The following is a 20,084-nucleotide window of genomic DNA, read 5'->3' as shown; positions in this document are numbered from 1 at the left end:
GCAAGGAAAAATGCTATGTCGAATCGCAAGCAAGCGAGACTGGAAGCAAAACAGTTCATTGATACACTCTCGGTACATCCGTACCCAAACTCAAGTAAGGTTTATGTAGAAGGCTCACGCTCAGATATTCGCGTACCGATGCGCGAAATATCACTCGCTGACAGCCTTATCGGGGGTACAAAAGAAGCGCCTATTTTCGAACCTAACGAGCCAGTACGCGTTTATGATACTTCAGGTGTATACACAGACCCAGAACACACCATAGACCTTTACAGTGGCTTACCTAAGCTCAGAGAAGGGTGGATTGAAGAGCGTGCTGATACTGAGTTACTTAACGAGGTGAGCTCGGTATACACCAAGGAACGCTTAGAAGACGAGACGCTAGACGATCTTCGTTACGGTAATCTACCACGTATTCGACGTGCTAAAGATGGCCAGTGTGTTACCCAGTTACACTACGCTCGTAAAGGCATTATTACCCCAGAAATGGAATACATTGCCCTGCGTGAAAATATGGGGCGTGCTCAATACCGTGATGAAGTGCTGAATCAACAACACCCGGGTCAAAGCTTCGGAGCAAATCTTCCTAAAGACATTACCGCCGAGTTTGTGCGTAAAGAAGTCGCTGAAGGTCGCGCGATTATTCCTTCTAATATCAACCACCCAGAATCCGAACCAATGATCATTGGACGCAACTTTTTGGTTAAGGTGAACGCCAATATCGGTAACTCATCGGTTACGTCTTCTATTGAGGAAGAAGTTGAGAAACTAGTGTGGGCGACACGCTGGGGTGGCGATACTGTTATGGATCTCTCTACTGGGCGTAACATCCACGAAACCCGTGAGTGGATCCTACGTAATAGTCCAGTGCCGATCGGTACCGTACCAATGTATCAAGCGCTTGAGAAAGTGAATGGCGTTGCGGAGAACCTTAACTGGGAAGTAATGCGAGATACTCTGATTGAGCAAGCAGAGCAGGGTGTGGATTACTTCACTATCCATGCTGGATTACTACTTCGCTATGTCCCAATGACAGCAAAACGCGTTACTGGCATCGTTTCTCGCGGCGGTTCTATCATCGCGAAATGGTGTTTAGCGCATCACCAAGAAAGTTTCTTATACACCCACTTCCGAGAGATCTGTGAAATCTGTGCTAAGTATGATGTGGCTCTTTCTCTCGGTGATGGCCTGCGTCCTGGTTCGGTTGCAGATGCAAATGACGAAGCTCAATTTGCAGAGCTTCGTACTCTTGGTGAATTGACCAAGATTGCGTGGGAATACGACGTACAGGTTATTATCGAAGGCCCTGGTCATGTTCCAATGCACATGATCAAAGAGAACATGGAAGAGCAACTAGAGCACTGTCATGAAGCGCCTTTCTACACGCTTGGTCCACTGACTACAGATGTTGCGCCTGGCTACGACCATATTACTTCAGGTATTGGTGCAGCCATGATTGGCTGGTATGGCTGTGCGATGCTTTGCTACGTAACACCAAAAGAGCATCTTGGCTTACCAAACAAAGAAGACGTTAAAGTAGGCATGATTACCTACAAGCTTGCTGCCCATGCCGCTGATCTGGCGAAGGGACACCCTGGTGCGCAAGTTCGTGACAATGCCCTTTCTAAAGCACGTTTCGAATTCCGTTGGGAAGACCAATTCAACTTGTCACTTGACCCAGACACTGCTCGCGCTTTCCATGATGAAACTCTACCTCAAGAGTCAGGAAAGGTTGCACACTTCTGTTCAATGTGTGGACCAAAGTTCTGTTCAATGAAGATTTCACAAGAGGCTCGTGAGTACGCGAAAGACACTGAACAAGTAGCTGCGGACCAAGCTATCTCTATCAAGATGCTAGATGACCCACTTGAGGGAATGCGTAAAAAATCGCAAGAGTTCAGAGAAACGGGCTCTGAGTTATACCACCCAGCAGCACATGCCGAGGTAAGTGACTAATGAGCAAAATCCTTATTCCGTCATCATTGATTGAATTAACAGGCTTAGTTCAACAATGTTTGTTGTTGGCGAAAGAACAGGGTTTTAGCATTGAAGACATTGAGTTGGGTGTGAGCCCAACTCAATCTATTCAGCTTGTTCGCGACCAACAGATTACATATTTAACTACCGACCTCATTGATGGGTATGACTCTGATCCTGAGAGCTTACTGACGCTTTATTACCGTTCTGGTTTATCGGTAGAAGAAAGTGCAAACCAGCCTTCGGATAATATTTATATCGGTATTGTCGATCGTCAGGCGTCTTGTGAAAAGGACGAAGAGCTTCAACTTGATATATGGCGTCATCCAATTAACGATGAAGTGAGAGCGCTTTCCGTTACGTCTCAACGAAACACAACATTTGTGCCAGAGCATCACCTTGCTTGGGTAGTAACGCTGACAATACTCGATTTCCCTATTGAAGACGCACTAACACTTGCTCGAGGAATGACAACGCAACATGGGAATGTTTCACGTGAAACACTTGTGGATGGCAGTTTACAGGATGAACGATCTACTTTGTGGGTTTGTCAATTCGATGATTTCCCAACACCGGTTCTGGAAGATGAACGACTGGGTATTCAAGTTGGCTGGTCAGCACAAGGAGAAACCGTCAGCTTTCCAACTCTGACTAAGCAGAGTTTAGGGTTATACCCTGTAGTGGATGATGTTGCTTGGATAGAGCGTTTGCTGCCTTTAGGTATCAACACTATTCAATTACGAATCAAGAATCCACAACAAGCTGACTTAGAACAACAGATCATTCGAGCAATTGAGCTGGGTCGTCAGTACCAAGCGCAAGTGTTTATCAATGACTACTGGCAACTTGCAATCAAGCATGGTGCTTATGGTGTTCATTTAGGGCAAGAAGATATAGAGGAGTCGAATCTAGCTCAACTAACTAACGCCGGTATTCGTCTTGGTCTTTCTACTCATGGCTATTATGAGCTGTTGCGCATCGTACAAATTCATCCTAGTTACATCGCGTTAGGGCATATATTCCCAACCACCACAAAACAGATGCCATCGAAACCACAGGGCCTAGTGCGCTTGGCATTGTATCAAAAGTTGATTGATAGCATTCCTTATGGAAACACAGAGTCTGCTTTCTCTCCTTCAAAAGATGAAGTCGTCAGTGGGGATGTACTCGGCTTTCCGACGGTCGCGATTGGTGGTATTGACCAATCGAATGCTGACCAAGTTTGGCAAACTGGTGTTTCTAGTTTGGCAGTCGTGCGTGCTATCACGTTGGCAGAATCACCTCAGTCCGTCATTAATTTTTTTGCACAACTGATGAAGGAAAGACAGCTAATGTTTACTGATCAGAATAGTGAATTAGTGGATACCAATAGAGGCGAACATGCTCACTGATAAACAGTTCCTTCGCTATCAACGCCAAGTTGCTCTGCCAGAAATTGGCGAAAGTGGGCAAGAGCGGTTGAGCAAGTCGCATGTGCTAATCATCGGTTGTGGTGGGTTAGGGAGCGCAGCGAGTTTGTACTTGGCATCGGCGGGTGTTGGTAAGTTAGTCGTAGTCGATGATGATGAGGTTGATAGCAGCAACTTGCAACGCCAGGTCATTTATCGCGAACAAGACCTTCAAGTCCCAAAAACAGAAGCTACCGTAAAGCAGCTCTTTGAACTTAATTCGATGGTTCAAGTACGTGCTCTCAATAAACGATTAGACAAAGCACAGCTTCAGCTCGAGGTCATGTTGGCTGATGTGGTGTTGGATTGCACAGACAATATGCCAACTCGTCAGCTGATTAACCAAGTGTGTTTTGAACAAAATACGCCGCTCATTTCTGCTGCAGCAATTGGTTGGCAAGGGCAATTCGCTGTCTTTGATTATAAAGCATCAATTAAACAAGAAGCTGAGAGTGAAGCTTGTTACCGCTGTGTATACCCATTCGATGAATTACCTCAAACTAAAAAGTGCAGTGAGAACGGAGTTGTCGGCCCGGTGGTAGGCACCCTTGGGAATTACCAAGCGTTAGCTGCAATTCAAAAACTGGCAACCGGAAAGTTTTATGTCGAGACTGGAAAGTTACATCTGTTTGATGGATTGAAAATGCAGTGGCAAGCCATGGCGATAAGCAAAGACAAGCAGTGCAAAGTATGTGCTTAAGTTCAGCGAAATCGCTAAGTAAACAACATGTCCAAACTATCTGTTTATGTGGATGGACGGCTTAGAAATATTGGTCGGAATTAAGAGATTTGGAAGCAATGACATTATCAGAACAACAAGCAACACAGATGAACTCTGTCGACTTAGATATGATCACCATTGTAATCAATGAACAATCACATCAAGTTTCCAGTGAATCGAATCTACAGCAAATCATTAGTCAATTTGAGTTGCCTGAAATGGGCTGTGTTTTTGCAATTAACAATAACGTTGTGCCGCGCAGTGAGTGGGCTAGCACAGTACTTTCACAGGGAGATAGTATCTCTTTGTTTCAAGCGATCGCAGGGGGTTAAAGTCGATGCTTAAAATTGGTGATAAACAATTCGAATCAAGGCTGTTCACTGGAACAGGTAAGTTTGCCAACAGCCAGTTAATGGCAGAAGCAATTCAAGTATCAGGCTCTCAACTCGCAACGATGGCGTTAAAGCGCGTGGATGTTAATGACCAGCAAGATGATATTTTGCTGCCGTTAGTACAAGCGGGTGTTAACTTACTGCCGAATACCTCTGGAGCTAAGAACGCCAAAGACGCAGTGTTTGCTGCGCATCTGGCACGAGAAGCGCTGGGAACTAATTGGCTAAAATTGGAAATTCACCCAGACCCTAAGTACTTAATGCCGGACCCAATTGAAACACTTGCTGCTGCAGAACAACTGGTTCGAGAGGGATTTATTGTGCTTCCTTACTGTCACGCAGACCCTGTTTTGTGTAAGCGCCTTGAAGAGGTTGGCTGTGCCGCTGTTATGCCGTTGGGTGCTCCGATCGGTTCAAACAAGGGAATTGCGTCTCATGACTTCCTCGAAATCATTATTGACCAAGCAAATGTGCCTGTAGTCGTGGATGCTGGTATTGGTGCGCCATCACACGCGGCGAGAGCGATGGAAATGGGGGCTGACGCTGTTCTCGTCAATACTGCAATTGCAGCTTCGAGTGACCCAGTAGCTATGGCCAAAGCATTCAAGTTGGCAGTAGAGTCAGGACGTATGGCTTATGAAGCGGGTCTTGCTGGTAAGGTGTCCCACGCAGTTGCGTCGAGTCCATTAACTTCATTCCTAGATGAGCTATAAGTTCTAAGCGAGGAAAACATGAGCTTCGTCGAGCAATTTAAACAGCTCAACTGGGATGACATTTCAATGTCGATCTATGCTAAAACGGCACAAGACGTTGAACGGGCATTGAATAAACCCAAGCGTGATTTGGAAGATTTTAAAGCATTGATCTCTCCAGCTGCAGAACCTTATTTAGAGCAGATGGCGCAGTTGTCTTACTCGGCAACTCGTAAGCGTTTTGGCAATACCATGTCGCTTTATATTCCATTGTACCTATCGAATTTGTGTGCCAATGCTTGTACTTATTGTGGCTTCTCGATGGAGAACCGCATCAAGCGTCGTACTCTAAATAAGCAGGAAGTATCTGCGGAAGTAGAAGCGATCAAACGTATGAAGTTCGATAGCGTGTTGTTGGTTACCGGTGAGCACGAAACCAAAGTTGGAATGAAATACTTCCGCGAAATGGTGCCAATGATTAAACAACGCTTTAACTATTTAGCGATGGAAGTGCAGCCGCTTGAGCAAGGCGAGTACGCTGAACTTAAGACATTGGGCTTGGATGCTGTGATGGTTTATCAAGAAACTTATCATCCATCAACGTACGCAGAACATCATTTGCGTGGTAACAAGATGGATTTTGAATACCGCTTAGATACGCCGGATCGTTTAGCCAAAGCGGGTATTGATAAGATTGGAATTGGCGCTTTGATTGGATTAGAAGAGTGGCGTACAGATTGTTTTTATGTGGCTGCACACTTGGATTATCTTGAGCGTACTTACTGGCAAACGCGGTACTCTATTTCATTCCCACGCCTGCGTCCGTGTGAAGGAGCACTTCAACCGAAATCGGTCATGACGGACAAACAGCTTGTTCAATTGATTTGTGCTTATCGTTTATTGAATCCAGAAGTGGAGTTGTCATTATCGACACGTGAATCGCCGAAGTTTAGAGACAATGCTCTGCCTTTAGGGATAACGAGTATGTCTGCTGCTTCGAAAACTCAGCCGGGTGGTTACGCGATGGATGATGTCGAGCTCGAACAGTTTGAGATCAGTGATGAGAGAAGTGCTGGTTCCGTCGAAGATATGATTCGAGCGAAAGGTTTTGACCCAGTATGGCGAGACTGGCATTCGGCGTATTCTGGTTAGATAGTAGATAACCAAATCGATCATCACTATGTTTCACGTGAAACATAGGTAAACAAAGAGGGTTGACGCAAAACGTCAACCCTCTACTTTTTCTAGCTTCTAGTTTCTAGCTGTGTGCTAGAGGAAGAGTCGCTGTTCGTAGCCACTCTTTTACTTCGCCTTCAACAAGCGGGCTAATTTCATTCCACACTTTCTCATGGTAATCATTCAACCATGCAAGTTCAGGTCGAGTCAGCATATCGACATTAATATTGCGTTGATCGATAGGACAACGAGTTAGAGACTCAAAGCTTAAAACAGGGAAGTCGCCGTTTGTTGGAATTTCTACAACCAATTCTAAGTTCTCAATTCGAATACCGAATGCATCTGCACGGTAGTAACCTGGCTCGTTAGATAGCACCATACCTTCAACCAATGGAACATCGATAAGCTTTTTCGAAATACTTTGAGGACCTTCATGAACACTTAAGAAGTGTCCAACGCCATGTCCAGTACCATGGTCATAGTCAAAACCTTCAGCCCATAAATGTTGGCGAGCTAAGATATCAAGCTGATAGCCACGTGTACCTTTCGGAAAGCGAGCGCGTGCGATACCAATATGGCCTTTCAAAGCGAGAGTGAATTGTTGAATCATCTCTTCACTAGGTTGACCAATTGCAATGGTGCGTGTGATGTCTGTTGTACCATCTAGGTACTGGCCGCCTGAATCCACTAAGTAAAGGGTGTTCAGTTCTAGCTTTCCAGGCTCTGGTTGATTCTCATGGTTGTAGTGACACATCGCTGCATTGCCACCAGCGGCAGAGATTGTATCGAAGCTTAAGTCTTTTAAAGTCGGATCTTTACGACGGAATTGCTCTAGTGTGTCAGACAGTGTCGCTTCGTCATGTAATCGCCCATTTGCAACTTCAGCATCAAGCCATGAAAGGAAGCTAACCATCGCTGCGCCATCACGGACATGACATGCTTTCATGCCTGCAATTTCTACAGAGTTCTTGGCCGCTTTCGGCATTAAGCATGGATCCGCTTGGCTAACTACTTCAGCACCACTATTTTGTAGTACAAGCTTAAACCAAGCATTCGATGTTACTGGATCTACTAGTACTTTCTTGCCTTGTAAAGCTTCTAGTCGTTGCTTTAAAGAATCAGGGTGATGAACTTCAACACCACCGCCCACATGGCCATTAAATTCGTTTGGAATTCGTGCTGGGTCCAAGAAGAACTCGACGCTTGAGTCGCTGTGTAAGATAACGTGTGATAACAATACTGGTAGACGAGATACGTCCAATCCACGAATGTTCAATAGCCAGCAGATTGAATCAAGCGCCGTGATAACGGCACTATCAGCGCCAGTGTCGGCAACAAGCTTAGCGATTTCTGTACGTTTGCTTTCACTTGATTGACCTGTTGACTCGGTTGGCATCAAGATAACATCTGAAACAACTGGCGTAGGGCGGTCATGCCAAAGCTGATCAATTGGATTGCTCTCGAGTATGATCAGTTCGTGTTTACTTGCTAACTTTGCTTGTGCTTGGTTAAGCCAATTTGCGTTGTGCATTCGTGGGTCGATAGCAACCTTGCTGTTGGCTGGTAGTTGCTGAACAATCCAATCTAGTGCTGGCTCTTCGATTAAATGACGGTATTCAAACTGAGCTGCTGGTACTTCTTTAGTTACTTGCACGGTGTAGCGACCATCAACAAAAATCGCTGCTTTATCTTGGCTGATGACTGCAGCGCCAGCTGACCCTGTAAAGCCAGTTAGCCAATGTAATCGTTCATTTTGGGCTGGAACGTACTCACCTAAGTATTCATCTTCATGAGGTACTAGTAGGGCATCAATATTATTTTGTGCAAGCCACTCGCGAATCGCATTAATGCGTTGCTCAGTATTAGTTAGCATCTGTGGTAATCCTTCATTATGGTTATGGCGTCCATGACAACGGTCGTTATGCCACCTGGACGATGTGAATAAGCTACTCTTTTTACCGTCAGCCTGCAAACTATCTCAATGCTGCGGTTTTATCTTTTATTATCTGACGTAGCCAAGAGAGTGCTGGGTCGGTTTCTCGATCGCGATGCCAAAATAAGGTGTAGGCCATAGGAGGAAACTCCATTGGAAGAGGCAACACCGTTAGATCAAGTTGCTTAGACGCTAACTTGACGAAATGGCTCGGGGCGGTAAAGACAAAATCTGTGTAAGAACATAAGCTAGCAGCACTGTTAAAGTCGGGGACTGTGATTGCGATATCACGCTCTTTACCGTAGTCAGCTAGTCGATAATCAAGTAACCAACGCTCATTTCCATCGCACCTAACTTGTACATGACGCTGGGCCAAATAGTTTTCTAGGTTCCAGTTTTGATTAAGTGCTGGATGGTCTTTTCTGACGAGACACATTTGGTTATCTCGGTAGATCTCTTGTTCACAAATATCACTTGGCGGCAGCATCGTAAGCTTTGCATCGTTGATATCAATATCTTTACCTGTAATACCGAGATCGATTTCTCCGCGCTGAATCTGGCGAAATGTTTCTTCTGCCCATGCGTGAGTAGCAATTGTCACTCCCGGGGCTCGTTTGAAAATAGCGGGTAAGAAGTGAGGTAGTATCAGAGGATAGACACTTTCAACGGCGGCTATTTGGTAGCGATAGTCACTGGAGCTTGGTGAAAACTCTTCAGGTTGAGTGAGCTGTTCTAGCTGATGGATCAGGATGTCCAGTTTGGGTTTTAGAAACAGTGCTTTTGGTGTTGGCTTTAATCCATGTGCATGGCGGACAAACAGAGCATCATCAAACTGTGTCCGAAGTTTTGCAAGGTTCTTACTCACGGCGGATTGGCTTAAACAAAGACGGTGGGCTGCGCGTGTTACGTTTAATTCTTCTATCAATACGCGTAGGCAAACCAGTAAGTTAAGGTCAATGCGAGCGAGCTTTTCAATGTTCATTAGAAATTCCTTTAGAGAATAACTTTGATGACAATACGTCATTGGATGGCATATCTAGTTTAGCTTACCATATCGCCAAATTCATCTAGTGCTGCGGAGTAGTAAGTGCAAACGGCAAACCAATACCAACCGAAAAAACAACAGTTAGTGTTATTGACACTGCTGGTTCTATTTAGCCCTTTAGCGATAGACATTTACTTGCCAGCTTTGCCTATGATCTCTTCAACGTTTCACGTGGAACACGCGTTAGCACAAGATACGATTACCTGGTTTCTATTTGCTATGGGTATCGGGCAGTTATTTGCTGGACCTTTAGCGGATAAACTCGGACGTCGAACTGTTGCATTGGGAGGCGTGAGCATCTATGCAGTGAGTGCTTTATTGGCGTGGAGCGCTCAAAACATTGAATGGATGCTGGCAGCTCGATTGCTACAGGGCTTAGGTGCGTGCGCGACATCGGTAGCAGCCTTTGCAACAGTTCGCGATCTTTTTGGTCCACAGAAAAGCGGTAAGATGATTAGCTACCTTAATGGCGCGATCTGTTTTATTCCTGCATTAGCACCAATTCTTGGTAGTTGGTTAACACAACAGTTCGGCTGGCGCTCAAACTTCAGCTTTATGGCAGGATTTGCTGCGATTGTTCTGATTTTCTTATGGACGAGTCTAAAAGAAACCAACCCAGAAATGAGCAAAGAGCCGGTATTCAAACTTAACCGATATCTTGATGTTGTGAAGACGCCTTCATTCCTATTTCATGCCTCATTGTGCATGTTAGCGATGGCGGTGATTCTTGGATACGTTACGTCAGCGCCGGTTGTTCTTATGGAGAACCTAGGTTTGAGTATGAACGAATTTACGTTTTGGTTTGGTATTAATGCGGCTATCAACATCGTTGCTTGTATGAGTGCACCAAAGTTTATGGATAAGTTTGGCACCCACTGGGCACTAACTGTAGGCATTGTAACCTTAGCCTTGGCTGGTGTAGTGATGTTAATGCTAATGACGCAGGCAACCCCATTCGCTTTCATGCTACCTATCTTTATGTCATCAGTGGGCTTTGCATGGATTCTAGGTGCGGCTGCAGGTAAAGCGCTTGCGCCATTTGGTGATAAAGCAGGTACAGCTGCGGCTCTCCTTGGTTTGTTCCAAATGAGTGGCTCAGGCTTGGTGGTAGGCACTGTTCAACGATTAGGGATGGAGCCTCAGGTCATGATTGCCACACTAATGCTGATTGTGATGCCAGCACTTATGATTTTGTGGTCAAAGTCAGGTAGAAACTGGCACTACGCTGTTGCTTAAGGACTCTATTTGCACTTTTCTAAACTAATAAAACGCTGTATATTTAAACTCCTTTTATCGAAATCTGTGGATAAATCACAACGATGTCAATGACAGCATACGAGATGGCTCGTGTTATGGAGCAGTTAGACGACGCTCCAGAAAAGATCATGTTTGGGAAAGTGTTGAATGAACTGGGAAACCAGAGTGCAGAGCGTATTCAAAGTGCAGCAAAGCAACTCCCACTGCCTGTATTGCGTGATATGATTTATCAGTTTCAACAAGTGGTTGAATCTCGTAAAGGTGAACGAGTGGAATCATTGGCAAAGGAGATTGCTGAACAAGGCATCTCGGTCGAAGATTTAAAACAATACCTTGCATCAAAATAGATTACTGATTTAAAAAAACTCGCTACGGCGAGTTTTTTTATGGGTTAACGTTACGGTTGATAGGATTTTGTAGAGATATAAGTGTCTCAGTTGACTGCACTTCATCAATCGCTTGTAACTTATCAATAAGCACATATTGCAACTCTTCAATTGAGCGACACATCAACTTTACAAAGATATTGTATGCCCCGGTTGTATAGTAGGCTTCCACTACCTCTTCGAGTGCATTGAGTTTTTCAAGTGCGGAGTGATAGTCGCGTGCTGCATTTAGGTTGATACCAATAAAACAACATACGTCGTAGCCAAGTTTCTTGGTGTCTACAATTACTTCTGTCCCTTGAATAATATCTCCGGCTCTCATCTTCTCTATTCGAACGTGAATGGTCGCTGGACTGACTTCAAATTGTTTCGCCATCTCCGCATACGGGGTACGTGCATCTTCCATTAATGTCTTAAGAATCGCTTTATCGAGATCATCCAATTTTACATTTTGACTGTGCATAGAAATCCTTATGGTTCACGTTAACACTATGGAATAAGTACAAATTATCACCGTTAATGATACAATTATACCTACACACCCTAGATATCGAGACTTAAATTTGCTGCGTTTTTGCCTTGTTCTTCTGTCTGCTTTAACCAGCATGTTTGTCATAGCTGATGATCGGGATGTGTTGGTGGTACATTCTTACCATCAAGGTTTTTTCTGGACGGATACCTTTCAAAAAGGGCTAGATGCAGAAATAAAAACAGCGGGGATTCCAACCCGAGTACTCTACTTAGATACTAAACGCTCACAAAGTGAAGCCTATTTAGACCAGCTGTACCTTCTCTATAAAACCAAATTTGAGCAAGAGAAGTTTCGCGCAATTGTGGTGAGTGACAATAATGCGCTTGCGTTGGTGCAAAAACTGTCTCCCTTAATAGAGAATACTCCTGTCATCTTCGGCGGTATCAACAACTATTCGCCTAAGCTACATACTGGTTTGCTGGCGACAGGTGTTATTGAAGATATTGACCTCTACAGTAATATTTCTTTGATTGAGCGTCTTCAGCCTAACCTTGACTCGATCCATATAGTAAGTGATCACTCGGTAACTGGTGAAGCGGTTCGCAGCCAAGTCAAAGCCTTCCTAAACAACTACCCACAATATCAAGACAAAGTTATTTCGGTGGTACCTGACGACTACAATCAATTGTTAGATCTGGTCGCTGGATTAGATAAAGATAATAGCGTTCTATTTTGGGTTTATTATCGTGATAAGGACGGCACAGTTCGAACCGATGTTGAGCAATGGAAGCGGTTAAATGAGGCTTCGAATGCGCCAATCTATATGGTGCATGATTTAGGCTTGGGTTATGGTGCAATCGGCGGGGTCATACAGAGTGGTCAAATGCACGGCCAGCAAACAGCAAGTATGTTGTTGGAGGTTCTCAATAATCCAAATAAGCCACTACCCAAAGTTGAAGTTGGTTTACCAGAAATAAAGCTCGACTATCAAGCCGTCCTCAAATGGGGGCTTGGCATTGAAGGGGAGGCAACCTCCGTTATTTTTAATAAACCTTTAAGTTTTGCTCAGCGTTATCAGCAAGAGCTTAAGGTGGTTGGTAGCGTCGTAGCCTTTCTTTCCGTCGTAATTCTAGTTCTGGTTTACTACTTAAGCCGTATTAAACGTAGCGAACAATTGGCTAAAGAGAGCCAAACGTTGATCGAAATGGTGTTTGACCAGAGCTATCACTTCATCGGGGTATTGGATGAAAATGGTACCGTCACATCGAGCAACCGTAAGCTACAAGATCTTCTCTATGACCAAAACTTCAGTGTTGAACGCCCAATCTGGCAACATCACCACTGGGAAGTGGAAGCTGCTCAGTTAATCAAACAGTATTTCACTGAGGAAACCTTTGATTCTATAGCCCAGTTTGAGGCAGAAATTTGGCATGCAGAACATGGCTCGATGGTCTTAGAGCTATCGCTTAAGCCAATCCCTTCTCTCAACAGCCATAAGCAGTACTTACTTGAAGCTCGTGATATTACTTCTCGTAAAATCACAGAAGAACGATTGTTCCAGCGAGAAGTAAACCTGAGTCACTATTACGATCAGCAACCCGTGATGATGCTGACGCTTGACGACCAAAATCGTATTCAACAAGTAAACCAATTTGCCGAGCAGCTTCTCGGTTATAAATCTGAGCAACTGTTTGGGCACCGACTGCGTGAATTCTATTTGCACAGTGATGCGATAATTCCACGCCAAGTATTATTACAGCCTAAGCAGGCTCTACAAGGTGTATGGCGCAGAGAAATCGAATATCGCCATTCTGAAGGTCATACCGTGTGGATTCGGGAGAATATTCGTCCACTGGCGGAATCAGGGCACCTACTCATTGTTGGTGAAGATGTTACCGCGACGAAAAAGCTCTCAGAACAACTTCAATACCAAGCAGAACATGACTTGCTGACGGGCACTTATAGTCGTAACTACTTCGAAACTGAATTGACTAAAGCATTAAAAGAAGTCGCAAGCTATACGCGGACTCATGCGATGCTTTATATCGACCTAGACCAGCTTAAAGTTCTTAATGATACCGCTGGGCATGAAGCAGGAGACGCGGCGATACAGTTTTGTGCCAGTATGCTTGAGGAAGTGCTTCCGTATAATACCGTGCTTGCTCGGATGGGCGGAGATGAGTTTGCGATACTACTTAAAGACTGTACTGAAGTGGATGCGAAGAAGCTGGCATCGACGATCATCAATACGTTAAGTGAGCACCCGTTTATTTGGGAGGATATTCGCCTGAGTCTCAATTGCTCGATTGGTATTCGACTGATTGACCACACAGCACTGTCTCCTCAAATGGTTCATGCTCAGGCCGATACGGCTTGCCACGTCGCCAAAGAAGAAGGGCGAAATCGTTATAACTTGTATTGTCTTGATGACAAAGAGCTTCGTCGTCGTGAACAAGAAATGGAAAGCGTCAACTTAGTCCATGATGCGCTGGCTAACCAACGGATTGAGCTTTTCGCACAGCAAATTTTAAGTTTGAAAGATTCAGAGTCAGGGATGCACTTTGAAATTCTGATTCGGATTAAAAATGCGCAGGGAGAGTACATTTCCCCTGGGATTTTTATGCCAGCGTCCGAGCGTTATAACATCGCTCATTTGCTCGATAAACAAGTGGTTACGCAGACGCTAGATTGGTTTGCCTGCCACCCTCAAGCACTGGATAAACTCAGCTTGTGCTCAATTAACTTATCTGGTCACTCAATGGGCAACAAAGAGTTTATCGCCTTTCTATTAGATAAGCTGCAACATAGCTCTGTGCCTTGCGATAAGATCTGCCTAGAGATCACTGAAACAGCCGCGATGAGTAATATGAACCAGGCGATTGAATTCTTCAGCCAGCTTAAAGAACTAGGATGCTGCATTGCTTTGGATGACTTTGGTTCTGGGCTCTCTTCATTTGGCTATTTGAAGAAGCTACCGGTTGATATCGTTAAGATTGATGGCTTGTTTGTACGTGATATTGATGTCAACGAGATGGATCACCTTATGGTTCGTTCTATTAACGATTTGGCGCGCCAGATGGGTAAGAAGACCGTGGCTGAGTTTGTTGAAAATACGCGAATTATTGAGCAGCTCATGGAGTTAGATGTCGATTACGCGCAAGGTTATATTATTGGTAAACCGAAACCATTGGCGGACCTCGTTGAAGAGCTGCTGCTAAAATAGAAATCTTAGTACCCCAATCGAAAATCCAGTACACTGCGCACTCTTATTGTTACAAGGCTTTGGAGCACTCCGTGCAACTACAACTTCAATGTGAAGACTCAACTCAATTAGACCGTTTTCAACAGCTCACTCAACGCTGGGGGTTAACCCACAGTGAAGATAGCCCGTTTGCTTTGGTATTGACTGAGCAGCAGTTGGAACTACGTAAGCTAGATGAACCAAAGCTTGGTGCGATATTTGTTGACCTAGCTGGTGGGGCGGTGGCCCATCGCCGTAAATTTGGTGGTGGTAAAGGCCAAGCTATAGCCAAAGCCGCGGGCCTAAATAAAGGCACGACACCGACTATTTTGGATGGAACTGCTGGGCTTGGTCGAGATGCATTTGTTCTCGCGTCGCTGGGTTGTAAGGTCCAAATGGTCGAGCGTCACCCTGTGGTTGCTGCTCTACTGGATGATGGTTTGGAGCGCGCTAAGCAAGATGCTGAAATAGGTTCATGGGTGAGTGAACGTATGTCACTGATTCACGCATCAAGCTTAAATGCACTTAATGACTTAGCGAGTGATGTAAACTTTGTTAAGCCAGATATAGTCTATTTAGATCCTATGTACCCACATCCAGAGAACAAAAAGAAGAGCGCGTTGGTTAAAAAGGAAATGCGAGTCTTTCAGTCTTTAGTCGGTGCCGATCTTGATGCAGATGGTCTATTAGAGCCCGCTTTAGCCTTAGCGAGTAAGAGGGTCGTGGTTAAACGACCAGACTATGCAAATTGGCTCGATGAAAAGAAACCGTCCATGGTGATTGAGACGAAAAAGAATCGATTTGATGTTTATGTCAACGCATCAATGACTTAGCGCATACTGTATTTAGTAGCGACTTTTAAAGCTTGCGTATTGGTCAATTAGCGGGTATATCTTACTAAGAACTATTCGTATTCTTAGCTGGAGTAGTAGTGTGGCTAAACGTCTTTGTAAGATGAATCGCAAGCAAATTGCCGAAAATTTAGGGGATATTCATCGCCTAGTTGTTGAACCGAAGTTTGTTTGTCGTTCATGTGCGCGCTCGTCATCTGACAATGCCAATCTATGTAAACCAGCAGCTATTCCTCCTCAATCTTGCCAAGATAAACCGATCAGTGAGCAACAGAAGTGTGGCTTATTGGTTGAAGCTCTACCTAAAACTCAGCAGTCATCACAAAAAGCAGAAGCTGTACGACGCATTGTTGATCGCGTGAAGCACAAAGCTCAGCAGCAAAAGCCTGTGGTTCTTGCAGAGAGCTTAGAATCTAACGCATTTGAGTTAGTAGACAAAAAAGCGATTAAGAAAGCGAAAAAGGCGGCGAAGAAGCAATTTAAGCAGCAGAAGAAGCTGATTAAGTTGGCGAAAAAGCAAAATAAGTTGTTGAAGAAACAAAGAAAGCTTGAAGCGAGTATTGAATACTCTAAGCAGCAACTGGCGATAATTCCGCAAGAGGATTCAGCCTGCCAAGGTGCGAACTTGCACTAAGCAAACCTTTATAAAAAAACGCTCTCCAATTGGAGAGCGTTTTTTTGTTTATGCAGCCGATTGGTAGCTTTGCTCAACCTTACGCTTAATCCAGGTTTCATTAACCCAAAGGGAAAGTAAGATGATAGCACCGCCAATGCTCAGTTGAACAATATCTACGTCTCGGTTCCAAATTACGATGTTGACGATAAGGCCAGCAGGTACTAAAGCGTTATTCATCACTGCAAGCGCACCTGCATTGACCATAGTCGCGCCTTTGTTCCAAGCAAAGTAACCCAAGCCAGATGCTACTAAACCTAGGTACGTCAGCACGCCCCATTGAGTCGTTGTGGTTGGTAAGTTGTCCAAGTTACCTTTTAATGCGAAAGCGACCGTCGCAACACACAAGGCGCCTAAATAGAAGTAGCCAAAGATAGTGTGCTGAGGTAGGTCAACCTCATATTTTTCCATCAGGTACTTATAGCCAACTTGGCCAATAGCGAAACAGATATTTGCTCCTTGCACGACAAAGAAACCCGCAACAAAGTTCTCATTGATCCCTGCAAACTTAATAAACGCAGCACCGGCAACGGCGATCAATGCAGTGACTAGGTACCAAGGTGAGAAACGACGTTTGAGTAGATCGTAAATCAGAGTGACATAGATTGGGGTGAAAACGGTAAACAGTAGAACTTCTGGTACAGAAAGTAGTAGGAAAGACTGGTAATAGAATAGGTACATTAAACCAAGCTGGCAGCCACCCACAACCATCAGCTTAGCGATCAATCCTTTATCAACGCCTTTGAACTTTAAGAATGGTAAAAACACCAAACTAGCCAGAGCGACGCGCATAAAAACAGAGAACCAAGAATCAACCTGACCAGCAAGATAGACGCCGATCAGGCTAAATGAAAATGCCCACAATAGAGTGACAGCCGATAGATAACCCATGATTAAGACTCATTATCAAAAACTATGGGCGCAGTTTATACCAATATGGATTTTGAATCAGTCTTTAAGAGGTACAACCAACATATCGACAGGTGAACAATTAATAAGCTGTCGCGTAGAAGAGAGTAGTTTGCTCCAAAAGTCTTGATGATGGCCACAAACCACTAAGTCGATGTTGAACTCTTTGATTGTGTCACACAGCTCATTGTTCAGATCACCGCTGCCTACCAAGGTGTGCTTAATCGGATAATTAGCGTGCTCTGCAAGGTTCTGCAGTTGCTTCTGAGAGGCCTCAATCGCTTGGTGCTGGGTTTCTGCCAAGTTGATATCGATCAGGCCTGTATATAGCTCTGCATAGTTCACGTCGATATGAACAAATGAAATATTGGCATCGAGAGGTTTGGCCAAGGATACTGCTTTGTTGACCAACAATTTACTGTCTTCAGAGAGGTCAATGGCAACCAAAATATGCTGATAACTCATAATGCTATCTCCTTGTAAGTGTCTGTTTAAAGATTAGCACCTTGATTGAAGAAATTTTGCAGGAGTGATCTCAGATCCACATTTGTTAGACAAAGTGTTATGGTGGCGAACATGATATAGTCAATTTAACTTCATAGACTTAGTAGGAGTAGCAAATGCTTTCTCAAGCAATGGTTGAACAATTGAATGAGCAAATTAATCTCGAATTTTTCTCATCCAATCTATACTTACAAATGAGTGCTTGGTGTGAAGACAAAGGATTCGAAGGCGCAGCTGAATTTTTACGTGCACACGCCGTAGAAGAAATGGAGCACATGCAGCGTTTATTCACTTATGTGAGTGAAACAGGTGCAATGCCAATTTTGGGTGCGATTGAAGCACCAAAGCACGAGTTCAATAGCCTAGGCGATGTATTCCGCGAGACGTTTGAACATGAGCAAATGATTACTGAGAAGATCAATAAGCTTGCACATGTTGCGTTTACATCTCAAGACTATTCTACGTTCAACTTCTTACAGTGGTACGTTGCAGAACAGCACGAGGAAGAGAAGTTATTTAAAGGGATCTTAGATAAGCTGGATCTAGTTGGCGAAGACGGTAAAGCGCTGTTCTTCATCGACAAAGACCTAGCCGCTTTGGCAAAAGAAGGTTCATCTTCAATTATGGATGCCCCTGCTGAATAATTTTCAGCGAGAGACACTCTAAGCAGATCGTCTTTTTCTCTGGGCAAACATGAAGATGTAGGGAGAAAAAGATGATCAATGCTGACACAATTCTATTCACACTTATGCTGGTAACGGTTGTTAATATGGCGCGTTATCTTACGGCACTTCGCTCTCTGATTTACATTATGAGAGAAGCTCATCCTCTGCTATATCAACAAGTCGACGGTAATGGGTTCTTCACCACGCACGGAAACGTTACCAAACAAGTTCGTCTCTTCCATTACATCAAGAGCAAAGAGTATCACCATCATCATGATGAAGTGTTTACTGGTAAGTGTGATCGTGTCCGAGAACTCTTCATTCTTTCTACATCATTGCTGGGTGTCACTTTATTGGCAGCGATGATTCTTTAAGCGGTGAATTGGCAATCTAGCTAAATATCGCTAGAATACCGACTCAAATTGCAAAGGATGTGCGTAATGCACATCCTTTTTTATTGGTTTTTTATGAGTAGTTGTTCATGACAGAAAAGTTTGATGTTGTCATCATCGGTGCTGGTGCGGCGGGTTTAATGTGTGCGGCAGAAGCAGGCAAGCGTGGCCGTAAAACGTTAGTGCTTGATCATGCTAAAAAGCCGGGGCGCAAGATCCTGATTGCTGGTGGTGGTCGCTGTAACTTCACCAACTATGACGTTTCTGCAAACAACTTCCTATGCCAAAACCCGCACTTTGTTAAGTCAGCATTGTCGCAGTACACCAACTGGGACTTTATCTCTATGGTCAGCAAGCATGGCATTGAGTTTGAAGAACGTGACCATGGTCAGTTGTTCTGTGTGGGTGATTATGATTCAAAAGACATAGTGAAAATGCTGCTGGCTGAATGTGATTACCCAAGTGTCAGTCAACGCTATCAGCAAGATATTCACCATATTGAAAAAACCGAGTCTGGTTTTACGCTGCATGCCAATACCAGCGTCATTGAGTGTAAGTCGTTGGTGGTTGCGACGGGTGGACTTTCAATGCCGAAACTAGGGGCGACGCCATTTGGTTATAAGATTGCCGAACAGTTTGGACTTGAAGTGATCTCGACGACTGCTGGCCTGGTGCCATTTACGCTGCATAAAGAAGATAAAGAAGCGTTTGCTGAGCTTTCTGGCATTGCTATCCCTGCTGAAATTACAGCGCAAGATGGGACGGTATTTAAAGAAGCGTTGCTATTTACCCACCGTGGTCTATCGGGTCCTTCAGTATTGCAGATCTCGTCTTTCTGGAAAGCAGGTGAAAAGGTCAGCATTAATCTTGTTCCAGAAGCGGATATTGATGAGTTATTGCAACGCTCACTTGAAAAGCATCCAAATCAGAGCCTCAAAAACACTCTCGCTAAGGTGTTGCCAAAACGCCTGGTTGAAGTATTAATCGATAGAAAAGTTCTGCAAGACAAGCCATTAAAGCAATTTAACAGCAAACAGCTTAGTGAGATTACTCATACTCTTGAGAACTGGCAGATCATGCCAAATGGCACTGAGGGCTATCGCACAGCAGAAGTAACCTTAGGCGGTGTTGACACCAACTATCTTTCATCTAAGACCATGGAGTGTAAACAAATTAGCGGTTTATACTTCATTGGTGAAGTTATGGATGTAACTGGTTGGCTCGGTGGTTACAACTTCCAATGGTGCTGGAGCTCCGGTTTTGTCGCAGGGCAATGGGTATAACTTTAGGGTTATTAGAAAAAGCGGAAGAGTCTAAGCTCTTCCGTTTTCCATTGAAGGGAAAAAGCAA

The 20,084-nt window shown here is 44.3% G+C and carries 19 protein-coding genes; 14 read left to right on the top strand and 5 right to left on the bottom strand.

What is annotated here, in order from left to right; all coding sequences use genetic code 11:
• Nucleotides 1–15 precede the first annotated feature (15 nt).
• From thiC to thiH, 6 genes are all read left to right on the top strand, one after another.
• Nucleotides 16–1,956: a phosphomethylpyrimidine synthase ThiC gene (thiC, locus tag AAFX28_RS08615; protein ID WP_408687084.1), complete on the top strand. Its 1,941-nt coding sequence runs from the start codon at nt 16–18 to the stop codon at nt 1,954–1,956.
• Nucleotides 1,956–3,368 carry a thiamine phosphate synthase gene (locus tag AAFX28_RS08610; protein WP_408687083.1) on the top strand — a complete coding sequence of 471 codons (1,413 nt, stop codon included), beginning with the start codon at nt 1,956–1,958 and terminating at the stop codon, nt 3,366–3,368. The genes thiC and AAFX28_RS08610 overlap by 1 nt, the downstream gene beginning before the upstream one ends.
• On the top strand, nt 3,358–4,125 hold the full coding sequence (gene thiF / locus AAFX28_RS08605) for a thiazole biosynthesis adenylyltransferase ThiF (RefSeq protein WP_408687082.1): 768 nt from the start codon (nt 3,358–3,360) through the stop codon (nt 4,123–4,125). Before AAFX28_RS08610 ends, thiF begins: the two co-directional genes overlap by 11 nt.
• 98 nt (nt 4,126–4,223) lie before the next feature.
• Nucleotides 4,224–4,478, top strand: a complete 255-nt coding sequence (gene thiS, locus AAFX28_RS08600; protein WP_408687081.1) for a sulfur carrier protein ThiS — start codon at nt 4,224–4,226, stop codon at nt 4,476–4,478.
• Nucleotides 4,479–4,483: 5 nt separating this feature from the next.
• Entirely contained in the window at nt 4,484–5,251 is a 768-nt protein-coding gene (locus AAFX28_RS08595) for a thiazole synthase (RefSeq protein ID WP_408687080.1), read from the top strand.
• A gap of 18 nt (nt 5,252–5,269) precedes the next feature.
• A complete protein-coding gene (gene thiH, locus AAFX28_RS08590; protein WP_408687079.1) occupies nt 5,270–6,382 on the top strand; it encodes a 2-iminoacetate synthase ThiH in 1,113 nt (370 codons plus the stop codon).
• Nucleotides 6,383–6,488: 106 nt separating this feature from the next.
• Here the strand turns inward: thiH and AAFX28_RS08585 are convergent, their stop codons facing one another.
• Nucleotides 6,489–8,279: an aminopeptidase P family protein gene (locus AAFX28_RS08585; RefSeq protein WP_408687078.1), complete on the bottom strand. Its 1,791-nt coding sequence runs from the start codon at nt 8,277–8,279 to the stop codon at nt 6,489–6,491.
• Between the two features lie 100 nt (nt 8,280–8,379).
• On the bottom strand, nt 8,380–9,321 hold the full coding sequence (locus AAFX28_RS08580) for a LysR family transcriptional regulator (RefSeq protein ID WP_408687077.1): 942 nt from the start codon (nt 9,319–9,321) through the stop codon (nt 8,380–8,382).
• Nucleotides 9,322–9,426: 105 nt separating this feature from the next.
• Between AAFX28_RS08580 and AAFX28_RS08575 the strand changes: the two genes are divergently transcribed.
• Together AAFX28_RS08575 and AAFX28_RS08570 are read left to right on the top strand one after the other, a co-directional pair.
• Nucleotides 9,427–10,620, top strand: coding sequence for a multidrug effflux MFS transporter (locus tag AAFX28_RS08575; protein WP_408687076.1), 1,194 nt, complete (start codon nt 9,427–9,429; stop codon nt 10,618–10,620).
• An 83-nt stretch (nt 10,621–10,703) separates the two neighbouring features.
• Nucleotides 10,704–10,988 (top strand): hypothetical protein, encoded by a 285-nt coding sequence (locus AAFX28_RS08570; protein ID WP_408687075.1) that lies wholly within the window; start codon nt 10,704–10,706, stop codon nt 10,986–10,988.
• A gap of 37 nt (nt 10,989–11,025) precedes the next feature.
• Here AAFX28_RS08570 and asnC read toward each other — a convergent pair whose 3' ends face one another.
• The gene (gene asnC / locus AAFX28_RS08565) at nt 11,026–11,490 is read right to left on the bottom strand and encodes a transcriptional regulator AsnC (protein WP_408687074.1); all 465 of its coding nucleotides are present in this window, start codon (nt 11,488–11,490) and stop codon (nt 11,026–11,028) included.
• A gap of 103 nt (nt 11,491–11,593) precedes the next feature.
• Here asnC and AAFX28_RS08560 point away from each other — a divergent pair, with 103 nt between their 5' ends.
• The 3 genes from AAFX28_RS08560 to AAFX28_RS08550 all read left to right on the top strand — a co-directional run bounded on the left by AAFX28_RS08560 (nt 11,594) and on the right by AAFX28_RS08550 (nt 16,225).
• Complete coding sequence (locus AAFX28_RS08560; protein ID WP_408690844.1) at nt 11,594–14,722, top strand: EAL domain-containing protein; 3,129 nt, start codon at nt 11,594–11,596, stop codon at nt 14,720–14,722.
• Nucleotides 14,723–14,793: 71 nt separating this feature from the next.
• Entirely contained in the window at nt 14,794–15,573 is a 780-nt protein-coding gene (locus AAFX28_RS08555) for a class I SAM-dependent methyltransferase (protein ID WP_408687073.1), read from the top strand.
• Between the two features lie 100 nt (nt 15,574–15,673).
• The gene (locus AAFX28_RS08550; protein WP_408687072.1) at nt 15,674–16,225 is read left to right on the top strand and encodes a hypothetical protein; all 552 of its coding nucleotides are present in this window, start codon (nt 15,674–15,676) and stop codon (nt 16,223–16,225) included.
• Between the two features lie 48 nt (nt 16,226–16,273).
• On the opposite strand, the gene AAFX28_RS08545 is transcribed toward AAFX28_RS08550, so the two are convergent.
• Nucleotides 16,274–17,155, bottom strand: coding sequence for a carboxylate/amino acid/amine transporter (locus tag AAFX28_RS08545; protein WP_408687071.1), 882 nt, complete (start codon nt 17,153–17,155; stop codon nt 16,274–16,276).
• Between the two features lie 57 nt (nt 17,156–17,212).
• Nucleotides 17,213–17,638 carry a universal stress protein UspA gene (uspA, locus tag AAFX28_RS08540; protein WP_004409727.1) on the bottom strand — a complete coding sequence of 142 codons (426 nt, stop codon included), beginning with the start codon at nt 17,636–17,638 and terminating at the stop codon, nt 17,213–17,215.
• A gap of 155 nt (nt 17,639–17,793) precedes the next feature.
• Between uspA and ftnA the strand changes: the two genes are divergently transcribed.
• The 3 genes from ftnA to AAFX28_RS08525 all read left to right on the top strand — a co-directional run bounded on the left by ftnA (nt 17,794) and on the right by AAFX28_RS08525 (nt 20,017).
• Nucleotides 17,794–18,321: a non-heme ferritin gene (gene ftnA / locus AAFX28_RS08535; RefSeq protein WP_004409725.1), complete on the top strand. Its 528-nt coding sequence runs from the start codon at nt 17,794–17,796 to the stop codon at nt 18,319–18,321.
• 71 nt (nt 18,322–18,392) lie between these two features.
• Entirely contained in the window at nt 18,393–18,716 is a 324-nt protein-coding gene (uspB, locus tag AAFX28_RS08530) for a universal stress protein UspB (protein ID WP_171760990.1), read from the top strand.
• Nucleotides 18,717–18,823: 107 nt separating this feature from the next.
• Nucleotides 18,824–20,017, top strand: a complete 1,194-nt coding sequence (locus AAFX28_RS08525) for an NAD(P)/FAD-dependent oxidoreductase (RefSeq protein WP_408687070.1) — start codon at nt 18,824–18,826, stop codon at nt 20,015–20,017.
• Nucleotides 20,018–20,084: the final 67 nt, after the last annotated feature.

Source organism: Vibrio sp. TBV020 (assembly GCF_046056895.1).
Taxonomy (GTDB): domain Bacteria; phylum Pseudomonadota; class Gammaproteobacteria; order Enterobacterales; family Vibrionaceae; genus Vibrio.
This window is presented reverse-complemented; position numbering and strand designations above follow the sequence as displayed.

Bases quoted from the DNA above. Each gene is read 5' to 3' on its own strand.
- AAFX28_RS08570 (WP_408687075.1), top strand. From the start codon at position 10,704: ATGTCAATGACAGCATACGAGATGGCTCGTGTTATGGAGCAGTTAGAC.
- AAFX28_RS08545 (WP_408687071.1), bottom strand. From the start codon at position 17,155: ATGGGTTATCTATCGGCTGTCACTCTATTGTGGGCATTTTCATTTAGC.
- AAFX28_RS08580 (WP_408687077.1), bottom strand. From the start codon at position 9,321: ATGAACATTGAAAAGCTCGCTCGCATTGACCTTAACTTACTGGTTTGC.
- thiC (WP_408687084.1), top strand. From the start codon at position 16: ATGTCGAATCGCAAGCAAGCGAGACTGGAAGCAAAACAGTTCATTGAT.
- AAFX28_RS08595 (WP_408687080.1), top strand. From the start codon at position 4,484: ATGCTTAAAATTGGTGATAAACAATTCGAATCAAGGCTGTTCACTGGA.
- AAFX28_RS08610 (WP_408687083.1), top strand. From the start codon at position 1,956: ATGAGCAAAATCCTTATTCCGTCATCATTGATTGAATTAACAGGCTTA.
- uspB (WP_171760990.1), top strand. From the start codon at position 18,393: ATGATCAATGCTGACACAATTCTATTCACACTTATGCTGGTAACGGTT.
- thiS (WP_408687081.1), top strand. From the start codon at position 4,224: ATGACATTATCAGAACAACAAGCAACACAGATGAACTCTGTCGACTTA.
- asnC (WP_408687074.1), bottom strand. From the start codon at position 11,490: ATGCACAGTCAAAATGTAAAATTGGATGATCTCGATAAAGCGATTCTT.
- thiH (WP_408687079.1), top strand. From the start codon at position 5,270: ATGAGCTTCGTCGAGCAATTTAAACAGCTCAACTGGGATGACATTTCA.
- ftnA (WP_004409725.1), top strand. From the start codon at position 17,794: ATGCTTTCTCAAGCAATGGTTGAACAATTGAATGAGCAAATTAATCTC.
- uspA (WP_004409727.1), bottom strand. From the start codon at position 17,638: ATGAGTTATCAGCATATTTTGGTTGCCATTGACCTCTCTGAAGACAGT.
- thiF (WP_408687082.1), top strand. From the start codon at position 3,358: ATGCTCACTGATAAACAGTTCCTTCGCTATCAACGCCAAGTTGCTCTG.
- AAFX28_RS08525 (WP_408687070.1), top strand. From the start codon at position 18,824: ATGACAGAAAAGTTTGATGTTGTCATCATCGGTGCTGGTGCGGCGGGT.
- AAFX28_RS08585 (WP_408687078.1), bottom strand. From the start codon at position 8,279: ATGCTAACTAATACTGAGCAACGCATTAATGCGATTCGCGAGTGGCTT.